Origin of the sequence: Mitsuokella jalaludinii (genome assembly GCF_928722185.1) — a bacterium.
Classification (GTDB): Bacteria; Bacillota; Negativicutes; order Selenomonadales; family Selenomonadaceae; genus Mitsuokella; species Mitsuokella jalaludinii.
This window is the reverse complement of record NZ_CAKMXA010000001.1, coordinates 733,938-758,212: the sequence shown is the minus strand read 5'-3', so window position 1 is coordinate 758,212 and position 24,275 is coordinate 733,938. Positions and strand designations below refer to the sequence as shown.

Annotated in this window: 20 protein-coding genes and 1 pseudogene; all 21 read left to right on the top strand. The window is 55.1% G+C overall.

What is annotated here, in order from left to right; all coding sequences use genetic code 11:
* The first annotated feature begins 222 nt into the window (after positions 1 to 222).
* The 21 genes and pseudogenes from mnmA (at position 223) to QDI87_RS03390 (ending at position 24,097) form a co-directional block, all read left to right on the top strand.
* The gene (gene mnmA, locus QDI87_RS03485) at positions 223 to 1,323 is read left to right on the top strand and encodes a tRNA 2-thiouridine(34) synthase MnmA (RefSeq protein WP_036377914.1); all 1,101 of its coding nucleotides are present in this window, start codon (positions 223 to 225) and stop codon (positions 1,321 to 1,323) included.
* On the top strand, positions 1,320 to 2,330 hold the full coding sequence (locus QDI87_RS03480; RefSeq protein WP_278742240.1) for an NYN domain-containing protein: 1,011 nt from the start codon (positions 1,320 to 1,322) through the stop codon (positions 2,328 to 2,330). The genes mnmA and QDI87_RS03480 overlap by 4 nt, the downstream gene beginning before the upstream one ends.
* Positions 2,331 to 2,386: 56 nt before the next feature.
* Positions 2,387 to 2,830, top strand: a complete 444-nt coding sequence (locus QDI87_RS03475; protein WP_055160253.1) for a DUF3783 domain-containing protein — start codon at positions 2,387 to 2,389, stop codon at positions 2,828 to 2,830.
* Entirely contained in the window at positions 2,823 to 3,770 is a 948-nt protein-coding gene (locus QDI87_RS03470; RefSeq protein WP_278742239.1) for a hypothetical protein, read from the top strand. The genes QDI87_RS03475 and QDI87_RS03470 overlap by 8 nt, the downstream gene beginning before the upstream one ends.
* 66 nt (positions 3,771 to 3,836) lie before the next feature.
* Positions 3,837 to 4,790, top strand: a complete 954-nt coding sequence (locus tag QDI87_RS03465; RefSeq protein WP_036377953.1) for an ABC transporter substrate-binding protein — start codon at positions 3,837 to 3,839, stop codon at positions 4,788 to 4,790.
* 23 nt (positions 4,791 to 4,813) lie between these two features.
* Entirely contained in the window at positions 4,814 to 5,602 is a 789-nt protein-coding gene (locus QDI87_RS03460) for an ABC transporter ATP-binding protein (protein ID WP_055160257.1), read from the top strand.
* Entirely contained in the window at positions 5,599 to 6,348 is a 750-nt protein-coding gene (locus tag QDI87_RS03455; protein WP_278742238.1) for an ABC transporter permease, read from the top strand. Before QDI87_RS03460 ends, QDI87_RS03455 begins: the two co-directional genes overlap by 4 nt.
* Positions 6,349 to 6,358: 10 nt before the next feature.
* Positions 6,359 to 8,020, top strand: a complete 1,662-nt coding sequence (locus QDI87_RS03450) for a hypothetical protein (RefSeq protein WP_278742237.1) — start codon at positions 6,359 to 6,361, stop codon at positions 8,018 to 8,020.
* Between the two features lie 183 nt (positions 8,021 to 8,203).
* Complete coding sequence (locus tag QDI87_RS03445) at positions 8,204 to 10,090, top strand: glutamine synthetase (RefSeq protein ID WP_036377926.1); 1,887 nt, start codon at positions 8,204 to 8,206, stop codon at positions 10,088 to 10,090.
* Positions 10,091 to 10,395: 305 nt separating this feature from the next.
* The gene (locus QDI87_RS11755) at positions 10,396 to 10,590 is read left to right on the top strand and encodes a DUF4268 domain-containing protein (protein WP_423791161.1); all 195 of its coding nucleotides are present in this window, start codon (positions 10,396 to 10,398) and stop codon (positions 10,588 to 10,590) included.
* A gap of 161 nt (positions 10,591 to 10,751) precedes the next feature.
* Positions 10,752 to 11,303, top strand: coding sequence for a restriction endonuclease subunit S (locus QDI87_RS03440; RefSeq protein WP_278742236.1), 552 nt, complete (start codon positions 10,752 to 10,754; stop codon positions 11,301 to 11,303).
* Positions 11,296 to 12,903 (top strand): type I restriction-modification system subunit M, encoded by a 1,608-nt coding sequence (locus tag QDI87_RS03435; RefSeq protein WP_278742234.1) that lies wholly within the window; start codon positions 11,296 to 11,298, stop codon positions 12,901 to 12,903. The genes QDI87_RS03440 and QDI87_RS03435 overlap by 8 nt, the downstream gene beginning before the upstream one ends.
* A 10-nt stretch (positions 12,904 to 12,913) precedes the next feature.
* On the top strand, positions 12,914 to 14,116 hold the full coding sequence (locus tag QDI87_RS03430) for a restriction endonuclease subunit S (RefSeq protein ID WP_278742233.1): 1,203 nt from the start codon (positions 12,914 to 12,916) through the stop codon (positions 14,114 to 14,116).
* Between the two features lie 12 nt (positions 14,117 to 14,128).
* Positions 14,129 to 17,197 carry a type I restriction endonuclease subunit R gene (locus tag QDI87_RS03425; RefSeq protein WP_278742231.1) on the top strand — a complete coding sequence of 1,023 codons (3,069 nt, stop codon included), beginning with the start codon at positions 14,129 to 14,131 and terminating at the stop codon, positions 17,195 to 17,197.
* Positions 17,198 to 17,273: 76 nt separating this feature from the next.
* A complete protein-coding gene (locus QDI87_RS03420; RefSeq protein WP_278742228.1) occupies positions 17,274 to 17,942 on the top strand; it encodes a hypothetical protein in 669 nt (222 codons plus the stop codon).
* 650 nt (positions 17,943 to 18,592) lie between these two features.
* Positions 18,593 to 18,712, top strand: a pseudogene (locus QDI87_RS03415) (MerR family DNA-binding transcriptional regulator); the annotation flags it as partial.
* Positions 18,713 to 18,769: 57 nt separating this feature from the next.
* Positions 18,770 to 20,071: an RNA-guided endonuclease InsQ/TnpB family protein gene (locus QDI87_RS03410; protein ID WP_278742224.1), complete on the top strand. Its 1,302-nt coding sequence runs from the start codon at positions 18,770 to 18,772 to the stop codon at positions 20,069 to 20,071.
* 230 nt (positions 20,072 to 20,301) lie between these two features.
* On the top strand, positions 20,302 to 20,799 hold the full coding sequence (locus QDI87_RS03405) for a hypothetical protein (RefSeq protein WP_278742221.1): 498 nt from the start codon (positions 20,302 to 20,304) through the stop codon (positions 20,797 to 20,799).
* 133 nt (positions 20,800 to 20,932) lie between these two features.
* On the top strand, positions 20,933 to 21,469 hold the full coding sequence (locus tag QDI87_RS03400; protein ID WP_278742220.1) for a biotin transporter BioY: 537 nt from the start codon (positions 20,933 to 20,935) through the stop codon (positions 21,467 to 21,469).
* Positions 21,466 to 22,623: a thiolase family protein gene (locus QDI87_RS03395; RefSeq protein ID WP_278742218.1), complete on the top strand. Its 1,158-nt coding sequence runs from the start codon at positions 21,466 to 21,468 to the stop codon at positions 22,621 to 22,623. Before QDI87_RS03400 ends, QDI87_RS03395 begins: the two co-directional genes overlap by 4 nt.
* A 52-nt stretch (positions 22,624 to 22,675) precedes the next feature.
* Entirely contained in the window at positions 22,676 to 24,097 is a 1,422-nt protein-coding gene (locus QDI87_RS03390) for an AMP-binding protein (protein ID WP_278742217.1), read from the top strand.
* The last annotated feature ends 178 nt before the right edge of the window (positions 24,098 to 24,275 follow it).

Genomic DNA, 24,275 nt, shown 5'->3' with positions numbered 1-24,275 from the left:
CAAGAATCAGCGGTGGGAATCATTTATTATACAGACGTTTGCTGGATTCTTTATCTAGTCTAGCAGAAGCCCCCTTCCGCGTCCAATCTGTTTGGGCTTTTCCTGCGGATATGGTATACTAGGATATACGGGCAGTCATCGGGCTGTCTTTTTCATAGAAGGGAATCGGCTTGACCGATGTGTATAGATACGAAAGAAGAGAAGAAAGGATATGATAACAGAATGACGAAAAAGAAGGTAGTCGTCGCGATGAGCGGCGGTGTGGACAGCTCGCTTACGGCGGCGCTGCTCAAGGAGCAGGGCTATGAGGCCATCGGTGTGACGATGCGCCTGTCGGAGGAGAGCCGTGATTTTGATGAGAATGACCGCGGCTGCTGCAGTCTCAGCAGTGTTGACGACGCGCGCCGCGTGGCGGAGATCATCGGCATCCCGCACTATGTCATGAATTTCAAGGAGATGTTCCAGGAGAAGGTTATCGACTACTTCCTGGCGGACTACGCGAAGGGATGGACGCCGAATCCTTGCATCGCCTGCAACCGCTATGTCAAGTTCGAAGGCCTCCTGCAGAAGGCGATGGAGCTCGGCGCGGAATACGTTGCGACGGGGCACTATGCGCGCATCGGGCAGGATGAGACGGGCCGCTATGTGCTCAAGAAGGGCATCGACACACACAAGGACCAGTCGTACGCGCTCTACCACCTCAACCAGCAGTCGCTTGCGCACTTCCTGATGCCGCTCGGCGACTACACGAAGGTGGAGACGCGCGAGCTGGCGGAGCGCTACAAGCTGCCCGTCGCCCACAAGCCGGACAGCCAGGAGATCTGCTTTGTGCCGCATGATGACTACAAGGCATACCTGCGCGCGAAGAACCCCGCCTGCCTGCATCCGGGCGACATCGTCGACACGGAAGGCCATGTACTCGGCCATCACGAGGGCGTGCCGCTCTACACGATCGGCCAGCGCAAGGGACTCGGCATCGCGCATCCGGAGCCGCTCTACGTCGTGAACCTCGACATGGCGCACGACCGCGTCATCGTCGGCGGAGCAAAGGATGTCTATGCGGACGGCCTCATAGCGGGCGACCTTAACTGGATTGCCATCGATGCACTCGAGGCGCCCATCGCGGTCACGGCCAAGGTACGCTACGGCCGTCGCGAAGGCCGCGCGCATGTCGAGCCGCTTGTGGGTGGCAAAGTGAAGGTTCGCTTTGAAGAGCCGCAGCGCGCGGTGACGCCGGGGCAGTCGGTCGTCTTCTACGACGGCGATACGGTCGTTGGCGGCGGCATCATCGAGAAGGCACTGCGGAAGGGGGAAGAGGTATGACACTGGAATCCAGCAATACGACGGTCGGCATCCTCTACGACATTGAGAATGCGCCGTTTGAGATGCTCAACTACACACTCGGTAAGGCGCGCCGATTCCAGCCGTGCCGCACGATCGTGATTTCGGATTGGGAGGAGCGCCCCGAACAGAAGCGCTGGGAGAAGCTCCTGCGCCGTCCGGGCTTCACGTTCCGCCAGATCAGCAGGACCTTCCTCGGCAAGAACTCGCTGGACTCGGCCCTCTACGATTCGGCAAAACTGCTCTACGAAGAGGGCGTGCGCCGCTACTTCATCATCACGACGGACTCGGATTTCGTGCGCATCGCGCAGATGCTCAACTCGAAGGAGAAGTCCTATATCATCGGTGTTGGCACGAAGCAGGCCAGTGAGACATTGCGCAATGCCTACGATGAATTCATCGTGTATCCAGCGGAGGAGAAAGAGACTGTGAGAAAGAAACACGCGCGCAAGGGCGCAGAGGCGGGCGAGAAGGCTGAAGTGGCTCTCGAGCAGACTGATACCAAGAAAGCCGAGCCGAAAAAGGATGCCAAGTCCAAGAAGGCCAAGGCAAATAAAGCCGAGAAGAACGAGAAGGAAAAAGCGGTGAAAGCCGAGAAGCAGGAAAAAGCGGCCAAGGCCGCAAAAGCTGCAAAAGAGACGAAGAATACAAAAGAGGTAAAAGAAGCAAAGGAGGCAAAGCCTGCCAAGGCTGCAAAGCAGGTGAAAGCCGCAAAACCGGCCAAGAATGCGAAGCCGGGCAAAGCGGTGAAAGCCGAGAGCGCCGAGAAAGCAGAGCAGGCCAATCATCAGGAAGCTGCGACTGCACCGGTGCCATCTCCTGCGGTCCAGCATGAGCACAAGAGCAAGGCGGCCGTACTGCCGGAAGGCACGTTTGCCGTGCGTCTGCCGAAGACGCTTCGCAAACAGCTCGAAGCGCGCATGCAGGAAGAGGAAGTCACGATGGATGAACTCATCACGTATCTTTTGACGCGCGGTCTCTCCCGATGATAGCGATGACAGATGGACAATGGATGGACAATGATTGATGGAAAGGATATATACAAATGAAACGAGAAGAACTGGTCCTGTTCTACCAATTCCGTGATGACGAGAAGCTCGCGCTCGCACAGAAGACGCTGCACCGCCTCGGCATACACACAAAAGTGCTGTCGGAAGAAGCGTGGCGCGAGAAGATCGGCTATTTGCTGGGCCTCAAGGGCTTCCGCGCGGCCAATCCAGAGGATTACGAAGGCGACCCGTTCGTCTTCCCGCATGAGGTCATGGTCCTGCAGCACATCCGCAACAAGCGCCTCGACGCCGTTCTCAAGGCACTCAAGGACGCCGGTGTGCCGCAGGTCCACTACAAGTCGGTCGTCACGCCGTTCAACACGCTCTGGACACTGCGCCGCCTTTGCGAGACGATGCAGAAGGAGCATGCGGCGATGATCGAGATGGAAGAAGTGAAGGAAAAGAAGAAGCAGGAGGCTGCAGGCGACGGCGATGAATGACACGGAACGCGATCTGAGCAAGGGCGCAGGCGGGAAGCCGGAGAGCCCCGGTGCGGCGGGAAAAGCTGAACCAGTGGATCGGACAGCAAGCCGTGGCCGCACGGCCTCGCTCGACAAGACAGCGCGCCTCGACGATACGCAGGAGTTGCCACCTGACCTTGCAGCTTCGGCAGCGACTGAGGAAGAGCCCATCCAACAGCCCTTCCCGCAGGCGGGCGGATCTGCAGCTGGCGGCGATGTGCGCGAGCTCGCACCCAACAAGGATCTGCGGGAACAGACAAAGAAGCAAGCAGAGGCCAGGAAAAAACAGCAGAGCTGGCCCGTGCGCCACAAGAAGGCGCTGCTGCTCGGCGTCGGCTTCCTCATCGCTGTCTTCATCGGCTTTGCGCTCGCTGGCTATCGCCAGGACCAGGCCGACCTCCAGAACAACGAGCGCCAGCATCAGGAACAGCAGATGCAGGAGCGCGCACAGAAGCTCGATGCACAGGAAAGCGACCTGCAGAAACAGCGCCAGGCTCTCGAGGCCAAGAAGAAGGCGCTCGAAGAGAAACAGCGCAGTCTTGAGCGTGAGCAGGGCCGCATTGAAGGGCGCGGTCAGGCCCTGCAGGACAGCGCCGATGGTGAATCGGGTGTCCAGAAGTTCCTCGACAAGGTGACAGGGCAGGCAGAGAAGAAGCAGAAGGCCGCAGAGGAGAACCGGCGGCAGGGTGCTGATGCCGCCGCATCAGCTGCCAGTGTGCAGCAATCCCTCGACGATGCCCAGTCGATGCTCGACGACGTCCAGCAGAAGCTCGACGATGTGCAGTCCATGAAGAATGAGGCTGGCAGGGTCAAGGACAAGGCGGCGAGTGCGTATGCGGAAAACAAGGACACGATCGATACTGTGCTCTCCTATGCCAAGGAGGGCGCCGCGATGCTCGGCAACCTGCTGCTCCCGTGAGCCTGTGACAATGCGATACAGGTGTTGTGCAGGCATACTGGATAGAAAGGAAATGTGAAAGTGAAGATGAAGATTTGGAAACGCGTAGGCTGCCTCGCACTTGCAGCCGCGGCGATGCTTGCAGTCGCTGGCTGCGGCACGGGCAGCCAGTCGGCCGGCTCGGGTAAGATGCAGGAGCTTTCCATCGGCCTGATGCCGGATACGGACTCCCTGCCATTCCTGATTGCCGAAGAGAAGGGTTACTTTGCAGACGAAGGCGTCAAGGTCAATCTCAAGCCGTTCAAGAGCGCGATGGATCGTGATTCTGCCATGCAGAGCGGCCATCTCGACGGTGCTGTCTCCGACATGCTTGCCGCTGCCTTTGCCAAGGACGGCGGTTTCGATGTCAAGGTCACATCCTCGACGGACGGCAGCTACAAGCTCATCGCCGGCAAGGCAGAGCCCGCCGCAGATGTCAAGGGCCTGCGTGGCAAGGATGTCAGCGTCTCGCGCAATACAATCATCGAGTACGTGACGGACGAGATCCTCGCGAAGGATGGCCTGAAGGGCGATGACATCAACAAGGTCATCATCCCGCAGATCCCGACGCGCCTCGAGATGCTGCAGAACGGCAAACTCGCTGCCGCAACGCTGCCTGAGCCGATGGCCAGTATCGCCATCTATAACGGCGGCCGCCTCCTCAAGAGCTCCGATGACCTCGGCATCAACCCGGGCGTCATCCTCTTCACGGATAAGGCCACCAAGGACAAGCAGAAAGAGATCCAGGCGATGTACCGCGCCTACAACCGTGCCGTCGATTACCTCAACAATGCGCCGCGTGAGGAATACATTGACTTCGTCATCGAGAAGGCCGGTTTCCCGCCTGCCGCCAAAGAGGCACTGAAACTGCCGACGTACCACAAGGCAGCACTGCCGAAGGAGCAGGACGTGACGGACTGCATCAAGTGGCTCAACGACAAAGATTTGGTAAAGGAGACGTACGGGTATGATGACCTCGTCATCAATCTGCTCGGCGAATGAAATGGCATATGAATCCAACTGACATGATTGCATTCGATCACCTGACGGTGCGCTACCGGAGTGCGGAGTGTGCTGCAGCTGCTGCGATTGCCGATGTCAGCCTGACCGTTCCGCAAGGAACGGTTTGTGCTATCATCGGCCCTTCAGGCTGCGGCAAGTCGACGCTTCTGCGGGCAGTGGCGGGGCTCGTGCAGCCTGAGAGCGGCTGCGTGAAGATTGCGGGCGGCAAGGCGGACCCGAAGAAGTACCGCATCGGCTTCATGCCGCAGAACTACGGCCTGCTGCCGTGGCAGACAGTGCGCGAGAACATCGTGCTGGGCTGCCGCATTCGCCATGACTGGCACGCGGGCCGCGAGGAGGATGAAGCGAGGCTGGCGCGGCTCATGGCAGCACTCCACATCGAAGGGCTGGCCACGCGCTACCCGCATGAGCTCAGCGGCGGCCAGCAGCAGCGCGTGAGCCTCGCACGCTCTTTCCTGCTGCAGCCGGACATCCTGCTGATGGACGAGCCCTTCTCGGCGCTCGATGCCATCACGCGCGAGGAGATGCAGGACGTTTTCCTAGCGCTCTGGCAGGAGCAGCATGTCACGACGCTGCTCGTTACGCATTACGTCGAGGAGGCGCTCTACCTCGGGCAGAAGATCGCGCTGATGGCGGCAGATCCAGGCCGCATCGCGCGCGTCTTCGACAATCCGCTCGGCGGTCATCCGGAACAGCGCGGCAGCCGGGAATTCTTTGAGATGAGCCGTGCCCTGCGCGAAGAGATACGGGGCATCAGCGCACAGCATGCAGGAGAGGGGGCGGCGTCATGAAGGGCATCTCGCACACCCTGATCTCATACCTTGCTGCAGCTGTCTTCCTGCTCGCAATCTGGTGGGGGCTCGCGCTGCTGCTCGAGCTGCCCATCGTGCCGACGCCCGATAAGGTGTTCGTGCGCCTGACAGATGTCTTCGCGCGCGACATCCTCGAGCACGCGGCCTACAGCCTCTGGCGCATTGCAGCAGGCCTCGGTCTGGCTGTCTGCATCGGCTATCCGCTCGGCGTCATCATGGGCTACTTCCGCCAGGCCGACCGCTTCCTGTCCCCGGTCGTCTACCTGACGTACCCAATCCCGAAGATCGCGCTGCTGCCAATCCTCATGCTGCTCGCCGGTGTCGGCGAGCTATCGAAAATCCTCATGATCTTCCTGATCATCGTCTTTCAGGTCGTCGTGGCGGTGCGCGACGCCATCCGCACGCTGCCGGAGGAGCGCTATTATCCGCTCTACTCGCTCGGCGCCTCGCTTGGCCAGATCTTCCGTTTCGTCATCCTGCCGGCCTCCCTGCCGAAGTTCATCACGGCCATCCGCGTCGCGATGGCGACGGCCGTCTCGGTGCTGTTCTTCACGGAGACGTTCGGCACGCAGTACGGCATGGGCTACTACATCATGGATGCCTGGCTGCGCGTCAACTACTTGGAGATGTACGCGGGCATCCTCGTCCTCAGCGTCATGGGCCTCCTGCTCTTCGGCATCATCGATTGCTTTGAGCATGTGGCTTGCCGCTGGCAGCGGAAGTGAGGCGCTTGGCTTGAAGAAATTTGTTTTTGTGGTGCTCATGCTGCTCGTCGGCGCGGGCTGGGCCGGCTTCCATGCGCCCGAGCTCTTGCCGCAGGCGCAGCGGTTGGCAGATGATGCGTTGAGTCACTTCGAGCGCGATGACGGGGCCATCCACGTCGAGGGCAGCAGCGCGGCCCTGCCGGATGTCAAGAAGGCGGCTTCTGCCTTTGACGGACTGACACAGGAAAAACTCGGCGCCGTGCGCCATCATTCTGTCCGCGTATTCGTGGCCGCTTCCGATGCGGATTACCGCCGCATCCTCAAGGAAGAGTTCTCGCTCTCCGACGAGGAGGCACAGGAGGTCGCCGCCATCTCGGGCGGCTGGTCGGGCGGGCGGCTGCATGTCACGGCGGTCAACGCGAAGGCCGGCGTCATGGACAGCCATAGCGACCGCTATGCGACGACGGCGCACGAGCTCTTCCACCAGCTCCAGTACGAGCTGAGCCGCGGGCGCGACACGGACAAGGAAGCCCTGTTCTGGCTGGAAGAGGGCTCTGCTGACTATGTCGGCGCCATGATGGCCGAGCATCTCGGCGGCCGCAAGCTCGCGCGTTGGCAGAATGATGTGCTCGACGATCTCTTGGGCGCGCCGCACGCCGCGCGCCCCGACCAGCTCATCCACCTGGAATTTGCCGAGCGCAAGGCCATCATGGCAAAGGAATACCACGCCTACGAGATGGCCGACATGATGACCGTGCAGCTGCTTGCGCGCTTCCCCGAAGAGCAGCGCGGCCAGAGACTCGCTGCCTACTTCACCGCTCTCGGTGAGGGAAAGTCAGGGGAGGAGGCGTTTGCGCAGACTTTCGGCCTGACGCTCGACGATTTCCTCCAGGAGTTTGCCGCCTGGTGGCAGGCGCAGAAGAGTGAGCCGGCCAAGATACAGATCGAGATAGGTGAAGGCGTGACCAACGCCCAGGCAGACGCCTACGCCGCCGAGGCCGAGGCCGTGCAGTCGCTCTTGCAGCGCCGCTTCGGCCAGACGCTGCGCGGCAGCTACACGCTCGTGCTCGCCAGTGGCAAAGAAGAGCTCGCACAGGCCGTCAGCGCGCGTTCTGATATGACGTCCGATGAAGCGCGGAAGAATGTCGGCGAGAGCCTCTGGCTCGAGAACGGCAGCACGGTCTTCCTCGATGCGGCAGCACTAGACTCGCGCCGCCAGCAGATCTTCAGTATGGGCGTCATGCTCACGCGCGTCATGGAGGCACAGGCCATGGGCGGCACCGAGCAGGAAGTCGCCTGGCTTGCGCGCGGCACGGCCTATCTCATCGGCACGCTGCGCCTCAGCGAGGAAGGGCTCGGCAGCTTCGAGGATTACCGCCGCAGCTGGCTCAGTGTGCTCCAGGAGAAGGGGCGCTTCCCCGATGGCGCAGACTTGACCGCGCCAGAGTCCTATGACAGGGCTGTCGCTTCGTTCGGCGATGAGTCGTGCTCGCTCGTCGCGGAGCTCACCGCGCATGACCTGCTGGCGCGCCGCGGCTGGGGCAGCTTTGCCAAGTGGATGCGCGCCACAAGTCTAGCGGGCGGCGACGGCGAGAAGGCCTTCCGTAGTACTTACGGGGAAGGCGCATCCGCCTACGCGTCAGCAGCATCCACGAGGCTGCTCCGCGAGGTGCAGGACATGTATACACGCTAGCCCTCTTTACAAATGGATGAGGCTGTGCTAACATAGGGATTGTTCAAGCGGGTGCGCTCGAACGAGACGAATAGTCATATGGCAATGGCGCCATGCAGAGGTGATACTTCCGATTCGTATGATCGGGATGTTTTTTTCTGCATGGCTTTTTTGTTGCTTAATTTTAAAAAGGGTGGTATAAACATGGACGAGTTACTTTATGTGATTCCTGCAAACTCCGAAAAAGAAGAAATCCTGAACACGCTCAAAGCACATCCCGAGATCAAGTTCGTATCGCTAGTCGGCATCGATATGGCCGGCAACGATACGGATGAGAAGATCCCGATGCGCATCTTCCTCAAGGATATCGATGAGTTCTATGCTGGCACGGCTGTCCAGACGGATGGTTCTTCCGTCGTACTGACGGGCATCGCCACCCTGAACAACGCGAAAGTCGATATGCCGGTCGATCCTTCCGTCAACTGGTTCGTCGACTACAACATGGAGAACTACGACGAGGAGACGGGCAAGCCAATCGGCACGCTGCGCATCCCGTCCTTCCTGATCCACGAAGGCAAGCGCGTCGATTCGCGCGCTGTCCTCGCTGACACGCTCGCCTATGTCAAGAAAGAGCTGATGGCCCTCTTCAAGGAGCACCCGCAGATTTCCGGCATCGAGAGCGTCAACGGCACGGATGTGACGGACATCCAGTTCACCTCCGCTACGGAGCTCGAGTTCTGGGTCAAGACGCCGCTTGAGGATGCTGCCATCGAAGAGATGTCTGCTTCGCAGGTCCTGCAGGAGCAGTACTGGGAGCGCACGCACGGTATCGTCCGCACGGCTATGGAGCAGTGCCTGCTCGTCCTCGATAAATACGGCTTCAAGGTCGAGATGGGCCATAAGGAAGTCGGCGGTCTCAAAGCACAGATTGACGAGAGCGGCCGCATGACGCACGTCTGCGAGCAGCTCGAGATCGACTGGCGCTTTGCAGATGCCCTGCAGGCTGCCGACAATGAGCTCTTCGTCCGCACGATCGTAAGAGAGGTCTTCCGCGGCATGGGCCTCGAAGTCAACTTCAAGGCAAAACCGATGATCGGCCTGGCTGGCAACGGCGAGCACACGCACATCGGCATGGCTGCCATCACGAAAGACGGCAAGCTCCACAACCTCTTCACGGCTGACGATCAGAAAAAAGACTTCATGAGCGCCATCGGCTACGGCTCCCTCATGGGCCTGCTCAAGAACTACGAGGTCATCAACCCGTTCGTCTCCGCTACGAACGATTCCCTCAACCGCCTCAAACCGGGCTTCGAGGCTCCGGTATGCGTCGTCACGTCCCTCGGCCATACGCCGGAGATCCCGTCGCGTAACCGCACGATCCTCGCTGGCCTGATCCGCGATCTCAGCAACCCGTACGCAACGCGCTTTGAGCTGCGTGCCTGCAACCCGTACACGAATACGTACCTCGTCCTCGCAGCCATCTACTCGGCTTGCCTCGACGGTGTCAAGGCCTGCGCTACGCATACGACGGCAGAATGCCTCGCCGAGATTTCCAAGGATGCCGGTGAAGAGGGCTTCTACCTCGAGAAAGACCGTGCATACCGCAGTGAAGACGATGTCTTCGAAGACTACACGGAAGAAGAGCGCACGCGCCTCTTCGGTGCTCCGCCAGCTACGGTCTGGGAGAACATGCAGAACTTCGAGAACTACCCGGCAAAGCTCGCCGTCATCACGGCTGGCGGCGCACTGCGTGACCAGATTATCGAAGCCTTCCGCGCTGGTGCTCTGACGCGCTGGAAGACCGAGCTCATCGCCCGCATCATCCCGGAGAACCGCGACATCGTCCGCGCAGCCAAGGAAGCCAAGACCGACTTCGTCACCGACCTCGATTCCTACAACTGGAACAAGATCAACGGCATCCGCAGCTACCTCGCCAAGGACAGCATCGATGAGAAGTCCCTCTTCACGCTCCTTATCAACGCCCTCAACGATGGCGATTACGCAACGGCATCCGGCCTGCAGGTCGAGATGTACGACAAAGTCGAAGAGCTCAAGAGCCTCTACGACTCCTACGTCAAGAACATGATCTGATTGCCACCGGCAACCAGCGATAAAAAGGCACCGCCTCGGCGGTGCCTTTTTTCATGTCTTTGCGAGATGGCAGGATATTGCAGATTCATAGCGAATATTAATACAATAGCATTCAACGGATAATGAAAATTTGACCTTGTGTATGGGGGAATGGGCGATGAAAGGATCTGAGACAGGACTTCTACGCTTTATGGGGGGATATAGCGACCGCTATATCATTCCCGTGTACCAGCGACGGTACAATTGGCGGAAGGAAGAGTGTCGCCAGCTGTATCAGGATCTGCAGAAGATCGTTACGGAGAGGCGTGCAATTACAATGGAATCGTTCGGATGACGGGAAAGCATCAACGGTAACGATCTCGCTGGGAGATGTCAATCTCGAGGATGAAAAAGATTGGCCGACCATAGCAAATTTTCACGTGGAGTGGAGTCGCAAGTTCATGGATGTTCTTGTGCCAATTGTTAAGGACTATGTCAACACGGTCGCACTTCAGTCATAACGTAGAAAATGAGAATAGATATCGACATATTAAGCGAGCTGTCAGATAGCAGCTCGCTTAATATGTAAATTAGTGAATTTACTCTTGACAGTCTATGGCAAGAGGAGTACTATAAGAGCGTAATCAGAGTAAATTAGTAAATTTACATGGAGGTGGGCGATATGGTCCAGCTTGGTGAGCTGGCGGAGATTGTGTCTGGCAGCAACATTGTACGGTTGTCAGAGAGTCAGCAGGATCGGAAGTACACGACAGCGGACTTTGAGCATGACTTCTATACGATGAAGCTGGCGGATCCGCAGAATGCAATCATCTATCAGCAGTCCAGCAGCATGCCGCACATGTCGGCAACTATCTTGTCGGATGCGAATAAAGAGAAGGTTATTAGTCAAATCTTCGCCATCATACGGATTGACGTATCTCGACTCAATCCCTGGTATTTGTGCTATCTGCTGAATCAGTCTCAAGAGGTAGCACATAAATGCAGTCAATGTTTGCAGGGGTCTGTCATAGTGCGCCTATCTGCTCAGCTAATGAAGAGCGTGAGGATTCCGTTACCTGATATGACTGTGCAACAAAACATAGGGGAGCTGTATGCAACAGCACTCTACCAGAATCACTTAGAGATTATGCAGGCCAACCGTAAATTGACGGGGATTCTCGCTGTCCTGCGTAAAAAGATCGAACAGAAAAAGGAGATTATCAATCATGAGTAATGAAGAAAAGACCCTCGAACAGGTTCTCTGGGATTCGGCCAATGTCATGCGGCAGACGATGGGCGCTGCGGATTATATGGATTATGCCCTCGGCATCATCTTCTATAAGCATTTGTCGGATAAAGTATTGGAGTCGGCTGCCATGACGCTGGTAGATGCTGGCGAAGTGGAGGAAAGCGATGTTGAAACGGAGGCACAACGCCAGGCCGTCTATCAGAAGTACTACAGCGATGAGTCCTTCCGCGACGATCTGCTCGACTCGATGGACATGGACTATACGATCAAGCCAGAGGCGACGTTTACTGCCTTGATGGATGAGATTCGGGCGCAGAAATTTCAGCTGGAGCATCTGAACCAGGCGTTCACGGATATTGAGCAGTCGAATTCAGACTTGCTAGGCCATCTCTTTGACGATGTGGACCTGCACTCGACCAAGCTTGGCTCTACGCCGCAGAAGCGCAATGAGCTGATCGCCGATGTCATGACGGCACTGGCTCCGCTGAACCTCGACAGCCACAGCGGCGATATCCTCGGCGATGCCTATGAGTACATGATCAGTAACTTTGCATCGGACATGGGACAGAAGGCCGGTGAATTCTATACGCCGCAGTCCGTATCGACGCTCTTGACGCACATTGTCACGAGTGGCAACGAAGAGAAGAAGGGCTTCAGCGCCTACGATCCGGCGATGGGCTCTGGCTCACTGCTTCTGAACGTCAAGCACTATATCCAGGATGCGGACTCCATCGAGTACTATGGGCAGGAGATCAAGACCTCAACCTACAACTTGGCTCGCATGAACATGATCATCCACGGCGTCGCTGCGACGAATCAGCACTTGCACAATGCTGACACGCTGGACAAGGACTGGCCGGCTGATGAAGTCACGGACTTCGATGCCGTCATGATGAATCCGCCATACTCGCAGAAGTGGAGCGCCGACAAGGGTTTCTTGAGCGATCCGCGCTTCTCAGACTACGGTGTGCTGGCACCGAAGTCGAAGGCCGACTATGCCTTCCTGCTGCATGGCTTCTACCATCTGAAGTCAACGGGCACGATGGGCATCGTCCTGCCGCATGGCGTGCTGTTCCGCGGCGGCACGGAGGGCAAGATTCGTCAGAAACTCCTGGAAAAGGGCTATATCTATGCCGTCATCGGCCTGCCAGCTGGTATCTTCTATTCGACAGGTATCCCGACCATCATCATGGTCTTGAAGAAAGATTGTCCGGGCCGTGATGTTCTCTTCATCGACGGCAGCAAGGAGTTTGTCAAAGGCAAGCCGCAGAACACTTTGGCTGCTGACAACATCAAGCGCCTATTCGATGCCTATCAGGCAAGAGCAGATGAAGATAAGTTCGCCCATGTGGCAAGCTTCGACGAGATCAAGGAGAACGACTACAACCTGAACATCCCGCGCTATGTCGATACCTTCGAGCCTGAACCAGAAATCGACCTTGCCGAGCTCAATAAGGAAATGGCAGAAACCGATGCAGAGATTGCTAAGAATAAAGCCAAGCTATTAGCTATGATGCAGAAACTGACGACAGATGACGAGAAAAAAGCTAAAGACCTGCAGGATTTCCTTCGTTTGATGAAGTGAGGTAGTTCGTATGAAAAAGGTAACGAAAACAACGCCATCTGTGCGCTTTAATAGATTTACTGTTCCTTGGAAGTTGCGTAAATTCAGTGAACTGTATAGAAAGTCTAGTGAAAAAAATGATGGTAGCATTGGAATGGATAAAAACATAACTGTTGCAACCATGCAATACAAAGATGATGTCAAAGTTTCAACTCAGGAGTACTTAAAAACGTATTATACATTCAATGTGGGAGATATTGCATTTGAAGGACATCACAGCAAAGAATTTAAGTTTGGTAGATTTGTAGAAAATGATATTGGAGATGGTATTGTATCCCATATATTTATGGTGTTTAGACCTGTTTGTAACTATGATATTTGTTTTTGGAAATATGCCATTAATAATGAAAGAGTTATGCAGAAAATATTGTCACGATCTACTAAAGCTTCTACAATGATGCATGATTTAGTTACAAACGATTTTCTCAATGAATCTATTTTTGTTCCGTGTATAGAAGAACAAAAAGATATAGGATTCTATTTACGTAATATTGAAAAACTCATCACCCTTTATAAACAAAAACTAGAGCAGCAGAAGAAGATTAAGAAGTATTTTCTGCAAAATATGTTCCCGGCAAAGGGAGAAAAAGTGCCTAAGATTCGCATGAAAGGATTTATTGGTGATTGGAAGGAACAAAAAATAAATAATGTTATTGAGGTTTATACTAAAAAAACAACTATAGAGGATCAGTATCCAGTCCTCACATCTTCGCAACAAAAAGGGATTATTCTTCAAAATAAATACTTTTCTGGAGAATGGGTCAGTAAGAATGGTAATGTAGGTTATTTTATAATTCCGCGTGGATACTTTGCTTATCGTAGTAGAAGTGATAATGATGTATTCGTATTTAATCGAAATGATGCCGTAGACATAGGAATTATTAGTTACTTTTACCCTGTGTTTAAGCCTAAAGGTGTAGACTCTAATTTTTTACTTGAGAGATTAAATTATGGAATAGAAAAACAAATAATGCTTAATTCAGAAGGAACGGGACAACATGTCTTATCTTTGAAAAAATTTAAGAATATAAGTGCCCTATTTCCCTCGTATGAAGAACAGAAATTAATAGGATGTTATTTTCAACGAATAGAAAAAATTATTGAACTTTATCAATACAAGTTGGATGAGATTTGTACTTTGAAGAAGTATATGATACAAAACATGTTTATTTAAGGGGGCATAGACATGACTTCATATGAACCGGAGCTAAATATCGAGGAGCATCTGATTCAGCAGCTCACGGAGAAGCAGTCGCAGTGGACGCTTCGCGATGATATTCGCACAATGCAGGACCTCTGGGAGAATTTCCGTCATATCCTTGTCCTGAACAACAAGGAGCTCTTTGATGAGCATCCTTTGACGGACCTCGAGTTCTTGCAGATTCAGGACCAGCTGCGTTTTCCGACGTTCTACGATGCGGCCAAGTGGCTGATGGGCGAGAATGGCATTGCCCGTCTGCGTGTGCAGCGCGAAGATGCGGCGCTTGGAACGGTGTATCCGGTTGTCTTCAAGCGCGTGGATATTGCCGGTGGTTCGTCGGTCTATGAGGTCGTGCATCAGATTGAGTTCCCGCGCAAGGAGCAGATGAACCGCGACCGTCGCGGCGATGTGACGCTGCTCATCAATGGCCTGCCGATGATCCACATCGAGCTCAAGAATCGTCACCATCCGTACAAAGAGGCTTTCAACCAGATCAAGAAGTACCTCAAGGAAGGCGTCTTCCGTGATATCTTCTCGACGCTGCAGATGTTTGTAGTGTCGAACGGCTCAGATACGCGCTATATCGCAGCTGCGGCAGAAAGCGGCCTCAATGAGAAGTTCTTGTCGTCCTGGCTCGATGATGCCAATCAGCCGATCACGGATTACTTATCTTTTGCCAAGTCGGTCTTGTCGATCCCCGCTGCGCACAAGATGGTGTCGCAGTATACGGTTCTCGATAGTGAGCGCAAGGCCATCATCCTGCTGCGTCCGTACCAGATCCATGCGATTGAGTCCATCCGCAATGCCGTGAACCCCTACACGGATGGCGGCACGCAGTCGGGCTTCATCTGGCATACGACGGGCTCTGGCAAGACCTTGACCTCGTACAAGGTGGCGCACTACCTCACGCAGATTCCGAGCGTGGAGAAAGTCGTCTTTGTCGTAGACCGCAGGGACCTCGACAACCAGACGACGGGCTCGTTCCAGGCTTATGCAGAGTACGACACGATCGATGTCAATGAGACGGATAACACGGGCGACCTCGTGAAGAAGCTGCAGTCCGACAAGGGCGATGTCATCGTCACGACGATTCAGAAACTGCAGATCATCATGAAGCGCTATCCGGCTGGCTCCAAGAAGTATGAGAAGCTGCACAAGCTGCGCCTCGTCTTTGTCGTCGATGAATGCCACCGCGCTGTATCGCCGATGGCACAGGACCAAATCAACCACTATTTCACGAATCCGCTTTGGTATGGCTTCACCGGGACGCCAATCTTCAGCGAAGATGCCAAGGATAGCCCTGGCAACCTGCCCGCTACGACAGAGGAGCAGTACGGCGCGTGCCTGAACAAGTACACGATCAAGGAGGCCCTTCATGATGGTGCTGTACTGGGCTTCCAGGTGGAGTATCATAACACCTTTGACATGCGGGTGCTGGCCAAGCAGAACAACATCGAGAAGTGGACGCAGGACGATGATGGCTTCGGCCTCGAGACGGCGCTGCTGAAAGCGAAAGTCATCGATACTGCCTACGAAGATGAAGAGCACATGCTGCGCGTCGTGGACTTTATCGTCAATAAGGCGATCGGTAAATTCGGCTTGAAGCGTGGCAAGGGCAATACGTATACGGCCATCCTCACGACGAGTTCCATCAAGCAGGCACAGCGCTATTACCAGCTGTTCAAGCGTGTGAAAGCAGGTGCGGAGCCGCGCGTCACAATCAGCGATGACGTCAAGCGCCAGCTGGCCGACTTCCCGAAGGTCGCCATCACGTACTCCGTCAGCGAGAACGGCGATAACGACTCCTTCAACCAAGACCAGATGAAAGAGTCCATGAGCGACTACAACGAGATGTTTGGCACACAGTACACGATGGAGCAGATTGATGCCTACAACTGCAACGTCAACGACCGCTTGGCACGGAAGAAGAAACTGTATCAGGTACGTGAAGCACAGCTGGACCTCGTCATCGTCGTCGATCGCCTGCTGACGGGCTTCGATGCACCGTCTCTTTCGACCCTCTTTATCGATCGCAAGCCCATGCGCTCCTATGGCATCATCCAGGCATTTTCGCGCACGAACCGCCTCTATGACAGCCAGAAGCGCTTTGGCCAGATTGTCATCTTCCAGATGCCCGCTCACTTCAAGCGCGCCGTCGATCACGCGATGAAACTCTATTCCAGCGGTGGCGGCAGTTATGTCCAGGCACCGTCGTGGGAAGAAGCAGAGAAGAAGTTCCGTGAAGCCCTGCAGAAGCTTCGTGCCATTGCCAAGACGCCAGAAGAAGTCGATGCCCTCAGCAAGCAGCAGAAGCTTCAGTTCTTGAAGGCTTATCGAGCGCTTGACGATGCCTACTCCGATTTGCAGGTCTACTCGCAGTTCCAGGACAAGGATCTGGCGAAGGACTACAAGATTGACGAGAAGACCATCGAAGAGTACAGCGGGAAGTTCAACAACGTCAAGGAAGAGCTCAAAGAAGACAACGAAAGCGATGATCCAGAGGTCAACACCGCGATCAACTACGAGCTCCGCTGCTACCATGTCGACCAGATCGATGAAGATTACATCCTGAGACTCATGGAGGCCACCCGCTCGGATGAGTCGGCTCTCGTCATGGATGAGACCGCCAAGAACCAAAAAATCATCAAGGAGATCAACGAAGAAATTACCCGCTTCCGTAAGACGAATCCAGCACGCGCCGAGATCCTGGAGACCATCTGGAAGGAATATCAGGAGAGCCCAGCGAACTTCGTCAACAAGAACTTCGTCGACGTCCTCAACGACCGCGTCCAGGCCAAGGCAAGAGCCATGATCTCCGTCTTCGCCAAAGAGTGGTGTGTCGATCCAGACGCCCTGGCCTTCTTCGTTGAGACCTACGACGCAGCCAAAGACCCGCAGGACAAACAGGTCAACCAGGACGCCCTCAAGAAAGTCAGCAACGCCAAAGAGTACCGCAAGACCCATCCAAACATCGGCCTCAAGTACTGGCGCCTGCTCCTCGAAGGCATCCGGAAACTGTATATCGAGAAGCTGCAGAAGCTTATCGAGCGGTGAGGGAAAAATATCATATCTTGGAAGCTGGCAGACTCGCTCATTTTGTCAAATAAACGAACCGATGAGGTGAAAAGATATGAACTTAAGGGAAAACATTATCATCCCGGCTATTTTGTCAGGAATGCTGATCAGTGGTTTATGGGGAGATTACGTTTTAGCAAGACCTGTTTCCACAAATAAAACTGTCAGAATGAGAACATCTGATGGACCGGAACTTTATACCGTATGGGATAAGATTCCGGCCGAAAATGGATTAGAAAGATACGTTGCAACGAAAAAGATAGATTTAGTCAGTAAACCGCATGGCCTTAATGTTGTTAAGACAATCTATCCAGGGTATAGGATAAAAGGAATTTCTTGTGTTGTATATACGACTCCATCAAAACATGCGATAGAAGTCACCAGAAAAACGCGGGTTTTAAAAGCTTATGGAAGGTATGAAAATCAACAAGATTACGTTACATTGTATCCAGGAGAGCATCTTTATTTGGTCATGTATGTTGGAGAAGGATACTATTATGCCTTATATAGAAGCCAATTGCTTTCAGTCCCACCATGCATTGAGAATCTTGACGGATATCAAAATCCATGGGCAAAATATATTGGAGAGCAAACCGATAAAGCTCTTGGCGCTGATTTTTGGATGTGCTATCGAACTGATGATGGTACAGTTGGTTGGTCAACAGGCCTATATGGAGTAGAGCCTGAATGGCTGTATAATTCTCATCGCAAATATGGCCGGTAGATTTTATCAAAAGACTCCCAGTGAAAACGTCCTGAGAGTTTTTTGTTTGGCTAAAAATAAAAGTAATAGGAGGACTATTAATTACTGCTTCTTTGATGTATAATAAAAGTAGAATAGAAAGGGCGCTAAAGATGATTTAGGCAATGAGATTTTTTTAGTATAAGCCCTGTAGGTGTGAGGATGATTTCTGCTGGCTGCCTATCAGAATCGGGGATTAGGATAAGCCCGCATGTGCGGGGGTAATCCCTGTCTTGACGATTGATCAAGCAGAGTTCGAGAGTGAGCCTTGCATTTGCGAGGATGCCGGAATCCTATGTTAATCATGAGTTTTGACAAGAGTGTCAAATTTTGGGTTCGATGAGGGAAAACTGGTGCAAGTCAAGCAGGATAAGGATAATCGCACAAACAGCTCCTGTTAACTGCCGCATAGGCAGCTTAGAAATGAAACCAAAAGGATAGCCACCCTTGCACATAGTTAACTGCCGCATAGGCAGCTTGGAGGTTTCTATTTGTGAGAGCGTCGTACGACTGAGTACGAAATGGTAGACGACAAAAGAGAGGCTGCGGACAGTCAAAATAAAGTTGTAAAACAATATAAATAGCCTTGCTTAAAAACAATTTATCGGTAAAATAGTATTGAGGTGATACCATTGAAATACTATACAATCAATAAATTTGCTAAAATCATCGGGGTCACCCCACAAACTCTTAAAAACTGGGATAGAAGCGGCCATCTTCATCCTCATCATACTTCGACGAATGGTTTCAAGGAAAACGAGCGCATCAGGCAAAGAAGATGATTCGAGAGTTGGCAGGAGATGATTCAGATGATAAAGTCAATCCGAGTACAGCTGTTGCCGAATAACAAACAGAAGACGAAGCTATTTCAATTTGCTGGTGCTGCAAGATATGCTTACAATTGGGCGCTGAACAAGCAGATGAATCATTTCTGTGAGGGACACAAAATCCAGACGGACAGCGCACTTCGTAAAGAGTTCACTGTCCTGCGCCATGCAGAGGAAAACAAGTGGCTGCAGGATGTATCGAACAACGTCACGAAGCAGGCCATCAAAGACTTGTGCATTGCCTACAAGAACTTCTTCCGCAAGCAGAAGCAGCCTGGCTACATCAAGTACGCTTCAAAGAAGATTGCGCATTGTAACCGCATTGGCAAGAGTTTAACCGTCTATGACATGAACGGTCATCCCAAGTTCAGGAGTAAGAAGAACGGAGACTTCCGTTTCTATCAGGACAATGTCAAGATCCAGTTCACAGAGACACATGTCAAACTAGAAAGCCTTGCAGGAAGCAGGCGGAAGAACCGTCAACGGCTTAACTGGATCCGACTGGCCGAAAGGAATAGGATTCCTGTCCGGGCGAAATACACGAATCCACGGATTGCGTTCGATGGGGAGCGCTGGTGGCTGTCGGTAGGGATACAGACAGCCCGGAAATTGAAGCCTTTGCGCGGGCTGTCTTTTGCTTATAGGAAACGTCGATATACTCGCTCAGAAGGGATTGGCATTGATTTAGGCATCAAGGACTTGGCGGTACTCTCTGACGCCACTAAGGTCAGGAATATCAACAAGACCCGTGCAATAAGAAGACTCAAGAAGAAAAGACGCAGGTTGCAGCGTCAGGTATCTCGAAAATACCAAATGAATAAGAAAGGAGATCGTTACTGCAAAACGAGCAACCTTATAAAAAGTGAAAAACAGCTTTTACGGATTAATCACAGACTGGCAAATATTCGTCAGAACCATGTGCATCAGACTACGACGGCAATCATAAAGCGAAAACCAAGCTTTGTATGTCTCGAAGACTTGAATATCCGTGGCATGATGAAGAATCGATATTTATCCGAGAAGATCCAGGAACAGAATCTTTATGAATTCCGCAGACAGATTGAATATAAGGCACATTGGGCCAAGATATCTGTTATCATAGCAGATAGATGGTATCCGAGTTCCAAAACTTGTGTCATCTGTGGCTATGTAAAGAAAGACTTGAACCTGTCGGAGAGGATGTACGTTTGTCCCGTATGTGGCAATGTAATCGATCGTGACTTTCAAGCAGCACTGAACCTCAAACGTTATGGGGACGCAGAGCAAATGACATCTGCAAGCTGATAGAAAGAAGTCCATGTAGATAAGTACCGATTCGTTAGTCGGGAACAGACTTACTTCCTTGCGAGAGCAAGGAGTGTCATGTCAAAGCCTCCGGAGCATTATATCAAACGTAAGTAGCTTGTCCTTCGGGAGGGCAAAAACGGATGCGATGAACGAGGAACGAAACATAAAAGTCAGTTTTTCATCAACAGGATGTGGCTTTTTATAAGTTTTCAGTAACGGAATGTGAGATGTTTCGTGATCTGGCGCGCATGACAGCCAGCCTGAAGGGTGCGCGATATGAGGGGGCTTTGATTGGCCGGGCGGTCTGGCAGCGCAGGCGGGGGCGTGTGGGAGATGGCCTGCACATCCTGCGCGATCATCATGGCCTTCTGGACATTGTGGCTGCAGATGATTCGGGAGAACTGCGGCTCACCATGCTGCTCGGGCGCCGCGCTCCGCAGAGGGACGAGCGGGCCAGGCGGCCGTTGCAGATGCTGGCGGAGGGGGTGCCGGATGAGATGCAGCTATCCTTCTGCTTTTCGGCGGAGGAGGTGCACGCCTTCGTGGAAGATGTCGGGGACACGAATCCGCTTCATGCCGGTGATGCGCCGCTTGTCCCCGGTCTGGAGATCCTCGAAGCCGCTCTGTCCCGCGAGGAAATCTGCCGTGCGGCGCGCGTCGAGCTGCGCTTTCATGGCGCTTCGTTTGCTGGGGAAATGGTCTCGGTGCAGGTTCGCTCTCTTTAACGTTAACCTAATTACTGACATTGGTTGACATGACAGGATGGCCGTCCTATAATAAGACACATGCGCAGCACTGTCGCTGCCTTGATGTTTGAGCCCTCCGCGGGGATCGGGGAGGGGATTAGGGGGAATTCGTATGGATTTAACGGCAAGAGATATGACGAAGATGGCGCTCTGCGTGGCGTTCTGCTGCGTGACGGCGTATATTTCTTTTCCGCTGCCTTTTACACCCGGCATGGTCACGGCGCTGACGCTGGCGCTCGGCGTGACGGCTTTCGTGCTGCCGCCGAAGCAGACGTTCATCGCGCTCTTCATCTATGTCCTGCTCGGCTGCATCGGCCTGCCGGTCTTTGTCGGCGGCACGGCCGGCTTCGGCAAGCTCTTTGGGCCGACGGGCGGCTACATCATTGCCTGGCTCGTCGTCTATCCGATCATCAGCGCAGTGAAGGGCGCTACGCCGAACTTTAAGCGCTATGCGCTCGTCGACATCGTCGTCGGCATCCCGCTGACGTATGTCGGCGGCCTGATCTCCATGATGCTCGTCATGGATGTCAGCTTGGGCGCGGCGCTTGTCATGGCAGTGCTGCCGTACATTCCCGGCGACATCATCAAATGTCTCATGGCGGCGTTCCTCGGCGTCAAGGTCAATGAGGCGCTGGAGCGGGGCAGATGAGTCCGGCGGACGGCCCTTTGAGCCGGGCCTGTATTGCCGGCGGACTGCGGACGCCCATTGCGCATCGGGGTGGCGTGCTTTCGCGCATCCTGCCGGAGGATCTCGGCGCGTTCGTCATCCGGGCGATCCTGCAGCGGTATGGGATCGCGGGACGGGAGGTCTGCGGTGTGCTGGCGGGGAATGCCGTCGGGACGGGCGGCAACCTCGCGCGGCTGATGGCGCTGAAAGCGGGCCTGCCGGAGGAAGTCCCCGCCGTCACGATCGATGTGCAGTGTGCCTCGGCTGCGGCGGCTCTCTCGATAGCGGCCGCGAAGATCGCGAGCGGCCAGGGGGACTGCTATCTCGTCGGTGGGATGGAGAGCGCCTCGCTTCAGCCGCTGCGCATCTATGCGGAGCATGACCCGCGCCGTGCGCTCGTGCCGGACGGCGCGTACCGGACGGCGCAGTTCGCGCCTGGGGATGTGTCGGGCGATGCGATGCTGAGGGGCGCGGAACGCGTCATGGAGGCGGAGCAGGTGAGCCGGGCTGAACTCGATGCGTTCGTGCTGCGCAGCCATCGTCTGGCTGGGAAGGCGCGTCGGCTGCTGGCTGATGCGATCGTGCCGGTCGGGGACTGCCGACAGGACAGCGGTGTCCGCCCGCAGATCACGCAGCGCCTTCTCGACCGCCTGCCGCCGCATTTCGGTCCTGGGACGCTGCTCAATGCGGGGAATGCCTGTGCGGTTCACGATGGAGCGGCCTTCCTGCTGATGGCGAGCGATGCATTCCTGCAGCGGCACGGACTGCCACCTGAGGCGCGCGTCGTGGATGCGTGTGCGCTGGGCGGCAATCCGGCAGAGAGCCCGCGCGGCGCGATGCGCACGGCGGACTTCCTGCTCAAGCGGCGGGGCCTCTGCTATGAAGACTTGTCGGCCATCGAGTTCAACGAGGCGTTTGCGGTCATCGACGTGCTGTTTGACCGCGCACATCACGGATGCCTCGACCGCTACAACCGGCTCGGCGGAGCACTGGCCTACGGCCATCCGTACGGCGCAACAGGTGCAATCCTAGCCATTCACCTGCTGCGTTCCCTGCAGACGGCGGGCGGCGGACTGGGCATTCTCTCCATTGCTGGAGCAGGCGGCATGGGCGAAGCCGTTCTCCTGCATATGTGATGCGGGGCGGTATGGAATCGGACAGAGGGGAAGGTCATAGATGCATGAGGGCATGAGAAGACAGGACGTGCAGGAGGCAAAGGGCTGCCTGCACGATTATGCGGCACTGCTTCGCTGGCAGGCTGCCTGGCAGCCGCAGAGGGTGTTCCTGGTCGTGGATGAGGAGAAGCTGACGTACGATGCGCTGTGGCGGCGCGTCGCTGCTATGGCGGTTGAGGCGTCTTTTTTGGGCGTCCGCGGCGACATCCTCGTCCTGGCGGATGATTTTATCGGCCAGCTGGTCTCGTTTTTGGCGCTGCAGGCCATCGGGGTGCGCCCTATCCTGCTGCATCACGGGATGGCGTCTGAAGAAGTGCGGGCCGTCCAGCGGGAAAACGGCCTGCAGGGCATCTGGCGCTGTGCGGGCGCCTCGCATCTCTTTGAGCCGTCGGGGCTGGCGGAGCGCGCACATGGGGAGGCGGATGTCCTCGGCGTGCTGAGCTCCGGCTCGACCGGGACGCCGAAGGTCATGTACCGGACGTATGCGAGCTGGGCGGGCTTTTTTCCGGTGCAGGACGATATCTTCCGGGTCTGTGCGGACACGGTGATGTTCCTGCACGGCAGCCTGAGTTTCACGGGGAATATGAACAGCCTGCTCTCGGTGCTCTATGAGGGCGGCACGGTGGTGACGAGCGGTTTGATGCGCTGCCGTCATTGGGAAGACCTGATGCGCTGCCATGGCGTGAACTGCCTCTACCTCGTGCCGACAAAGCTCCATCTGCTGGGGCGCGCCATACACGAGCCGTATGCGGGTGTTTCGACGATCTTTACGGGGTCGCAGCTCCTGACGCCTGACATGCTGCGCCAGCTGCAGGCGGTCTTTCCGGTGGCCAGGATCTTGCTCTATTACGGGGCAAGCGAGCTCAACTACATCACGTACGCCGTCTGTGATGATCCGGAGCGCGACAGCGCCAATCTCGGGCGGCCGTTCCCCGGCATCGGGGTGAGCATCGGCGCAGATGGGCTCATCTACGTCACGACGCCGTACCATGTCAGCGGCATCGAGATACCGTTTTCGGTCAAGGACACAGGATCGCTGAACGAGCGGGGTGAGCTGATTTTTGGCGGCCGGCGCGAGGCGTGGATAAACAAGGGCGGCGTCAAGATCAGTACGGTGCATCTCGAGTTGGCGCTCAAGGCGCTGCCGGGCATTGCCGATGCGGTCGTGCTGCCGGTCTGCGATGCGCGGCGCGGTGATACGGCCGCCGCCTTCCTCGTTCCGGAAGACGGGGCAGAGCGCCCGCTGATCCGCCACATGGTCCGGCACGCAATCAAGCCGGTTGAGGTCCCCGACGTGATCGTGCTTCTCCCGCACTTACCGCTTAATGACCGCGGCAAGATCGACCGGACGGCACTGCACCGCATCCTCGGCACGCTGCAGAAAGCGGCGCGGGCCGGATGCGATTCCGATGCGAAATGTGAAGAAAAAACATGATCGGAGGCTTGACAAGGTCAGGGGAGGCTCCTATAATAAAGCCATCGACAAAAGCGATGCGGAAGACATGACCGCGGGGACGCTGCCTCAAGAGAGGGATGCATTTGCTGTGAGCATCTCAGGTGAGCGCCGGGGCTACCCCTTCTAAGCTGCTGTGCTGAACGAGAGTAGGCACTGC

Bases quoted from the DNA above. Each gene is read 5' to 3' on its own strand.
- mnmA (WP_036377914.1), top strand. From the start codon at position 223: ATGACGAAAAAGAAGGTAGTCGTCGCGATGAGCGGCGGTGTGGACAGC.
- QDI87_RS03480 (WP_278742240.1), top strand. From the start codon at position 1,320: ATGACACTGGAATCCAGCAATACGACGGTCGGCATCCTCTACGACATT.
- QDI87_RS03475 (WP_055160253.1), top strand. From the start codon at position 2,387: ATGAAACGAGAAGAACTGGTCCTGTTCTACCAATTCCGTGATGACGAG.
- QDI87_RS03470 (WP_278742239.1), top strand. From the start codon at position 2,823: ATGAATGACACGGAACGCGATCTGAGCAAGGGCGCAGGCGGGAAGCCG.
- QDI87_RS03465 (WP_036377953.1), top strand. From the start codon at position 3,837: ATGAAGATTTGGAAACGCGTAGGCTGCCTCGCACTTGCAGCCGCGGCG.
- QDI87_RS03460 (WP_055160257.1), top strand. From the start codon at position 4,814: ATGATTGCATTCGATCACCTGACGGTGCGCTACCGGAGTGCGGAGTGT.
- QDI87_RS03455 (WP_278742238.1), top strand. From the start codon at position 5,599: ATGAAGGGCATCTCGCACACCCTGATCTCATACCTTGCTGCAGCTGTC.
- QDI87_RS03445 (WP_036377926.1), top strand. From the start codon at position 8,204: ATGGACGAGTTACTTTATGTGATTCCTGCAAACTCCGAAAAAGAAGAA.
- QDI87_RS03440 (WP_278742236.1), top strand. From the start codon at position 10,752: ATGGTCCAGCTTGGTGAGCTGGCGGAGATTGTGTCTGGCAGCAACATT.
- QDI87_RS03435 (WP_278742234.1), top strand. From the start codon at position 11,296: ATGAGTAATGAAGAAAAGACCCTCGAACAGGTTCTCTGGGATTCGGCC.
- QDI87_RS03430 (WP_278742233.1), top strand. From the start codon at position 12,914: ATGAAAAAGGTAACGAAAACAACGCCATCTGTGCGCTTTAATAGATTT.
- QDI87_RS03425 (WP_278742231.1), top strand. From the start codon at position 14,129: ATGACTTCATATGAACCGGAGCTAAATATCGAGGAGCATCTGATTCAG.
- QDI87_RS03420 (WP_278742228.1), top strand. From the start codon at position 17,274: ATGAACTTAAGGGAAAACATTATCATCCCGGCTATTTTGTCAGGAATG.
- QDI87_RS03410 (WP_278742224.1), top strand. From the start codon at position 18,770: ATGATAAAGTCAATCCGAGTACAGCTGTTGCCGAATAACAAACAGAAG.
- QDI87_RS03405 (WP_278742221.1), top strand. From the start codon at position 20,302: ATGTTTCGTGATCTGGCGCGCATGACAGCCAGCCTGAAGGGTGCGCGA.
- QDI87_RS03400 (WP_278742220.1), top strand. From the start codon at position 20,933: ATGGATTTAACGGCAAGAGATATGACGAAGATGGCGCTCTGCGTGGCG.
- QDI87_RS03395 (WP_278742218.1), top strand. From the start codon at position 21,466: ATGAGTCCGGCGGACGGCCCTTTGAGCCGGGCCTGTATTGCCGGCGGA.
- QDI87_RS03390 (WP_278742217.1), top strand. From the start codon at position 22,676: ATGAGAAGACAGGACGTGCAGGAGGCAAAGGGCTGCCTGCACGATTAT.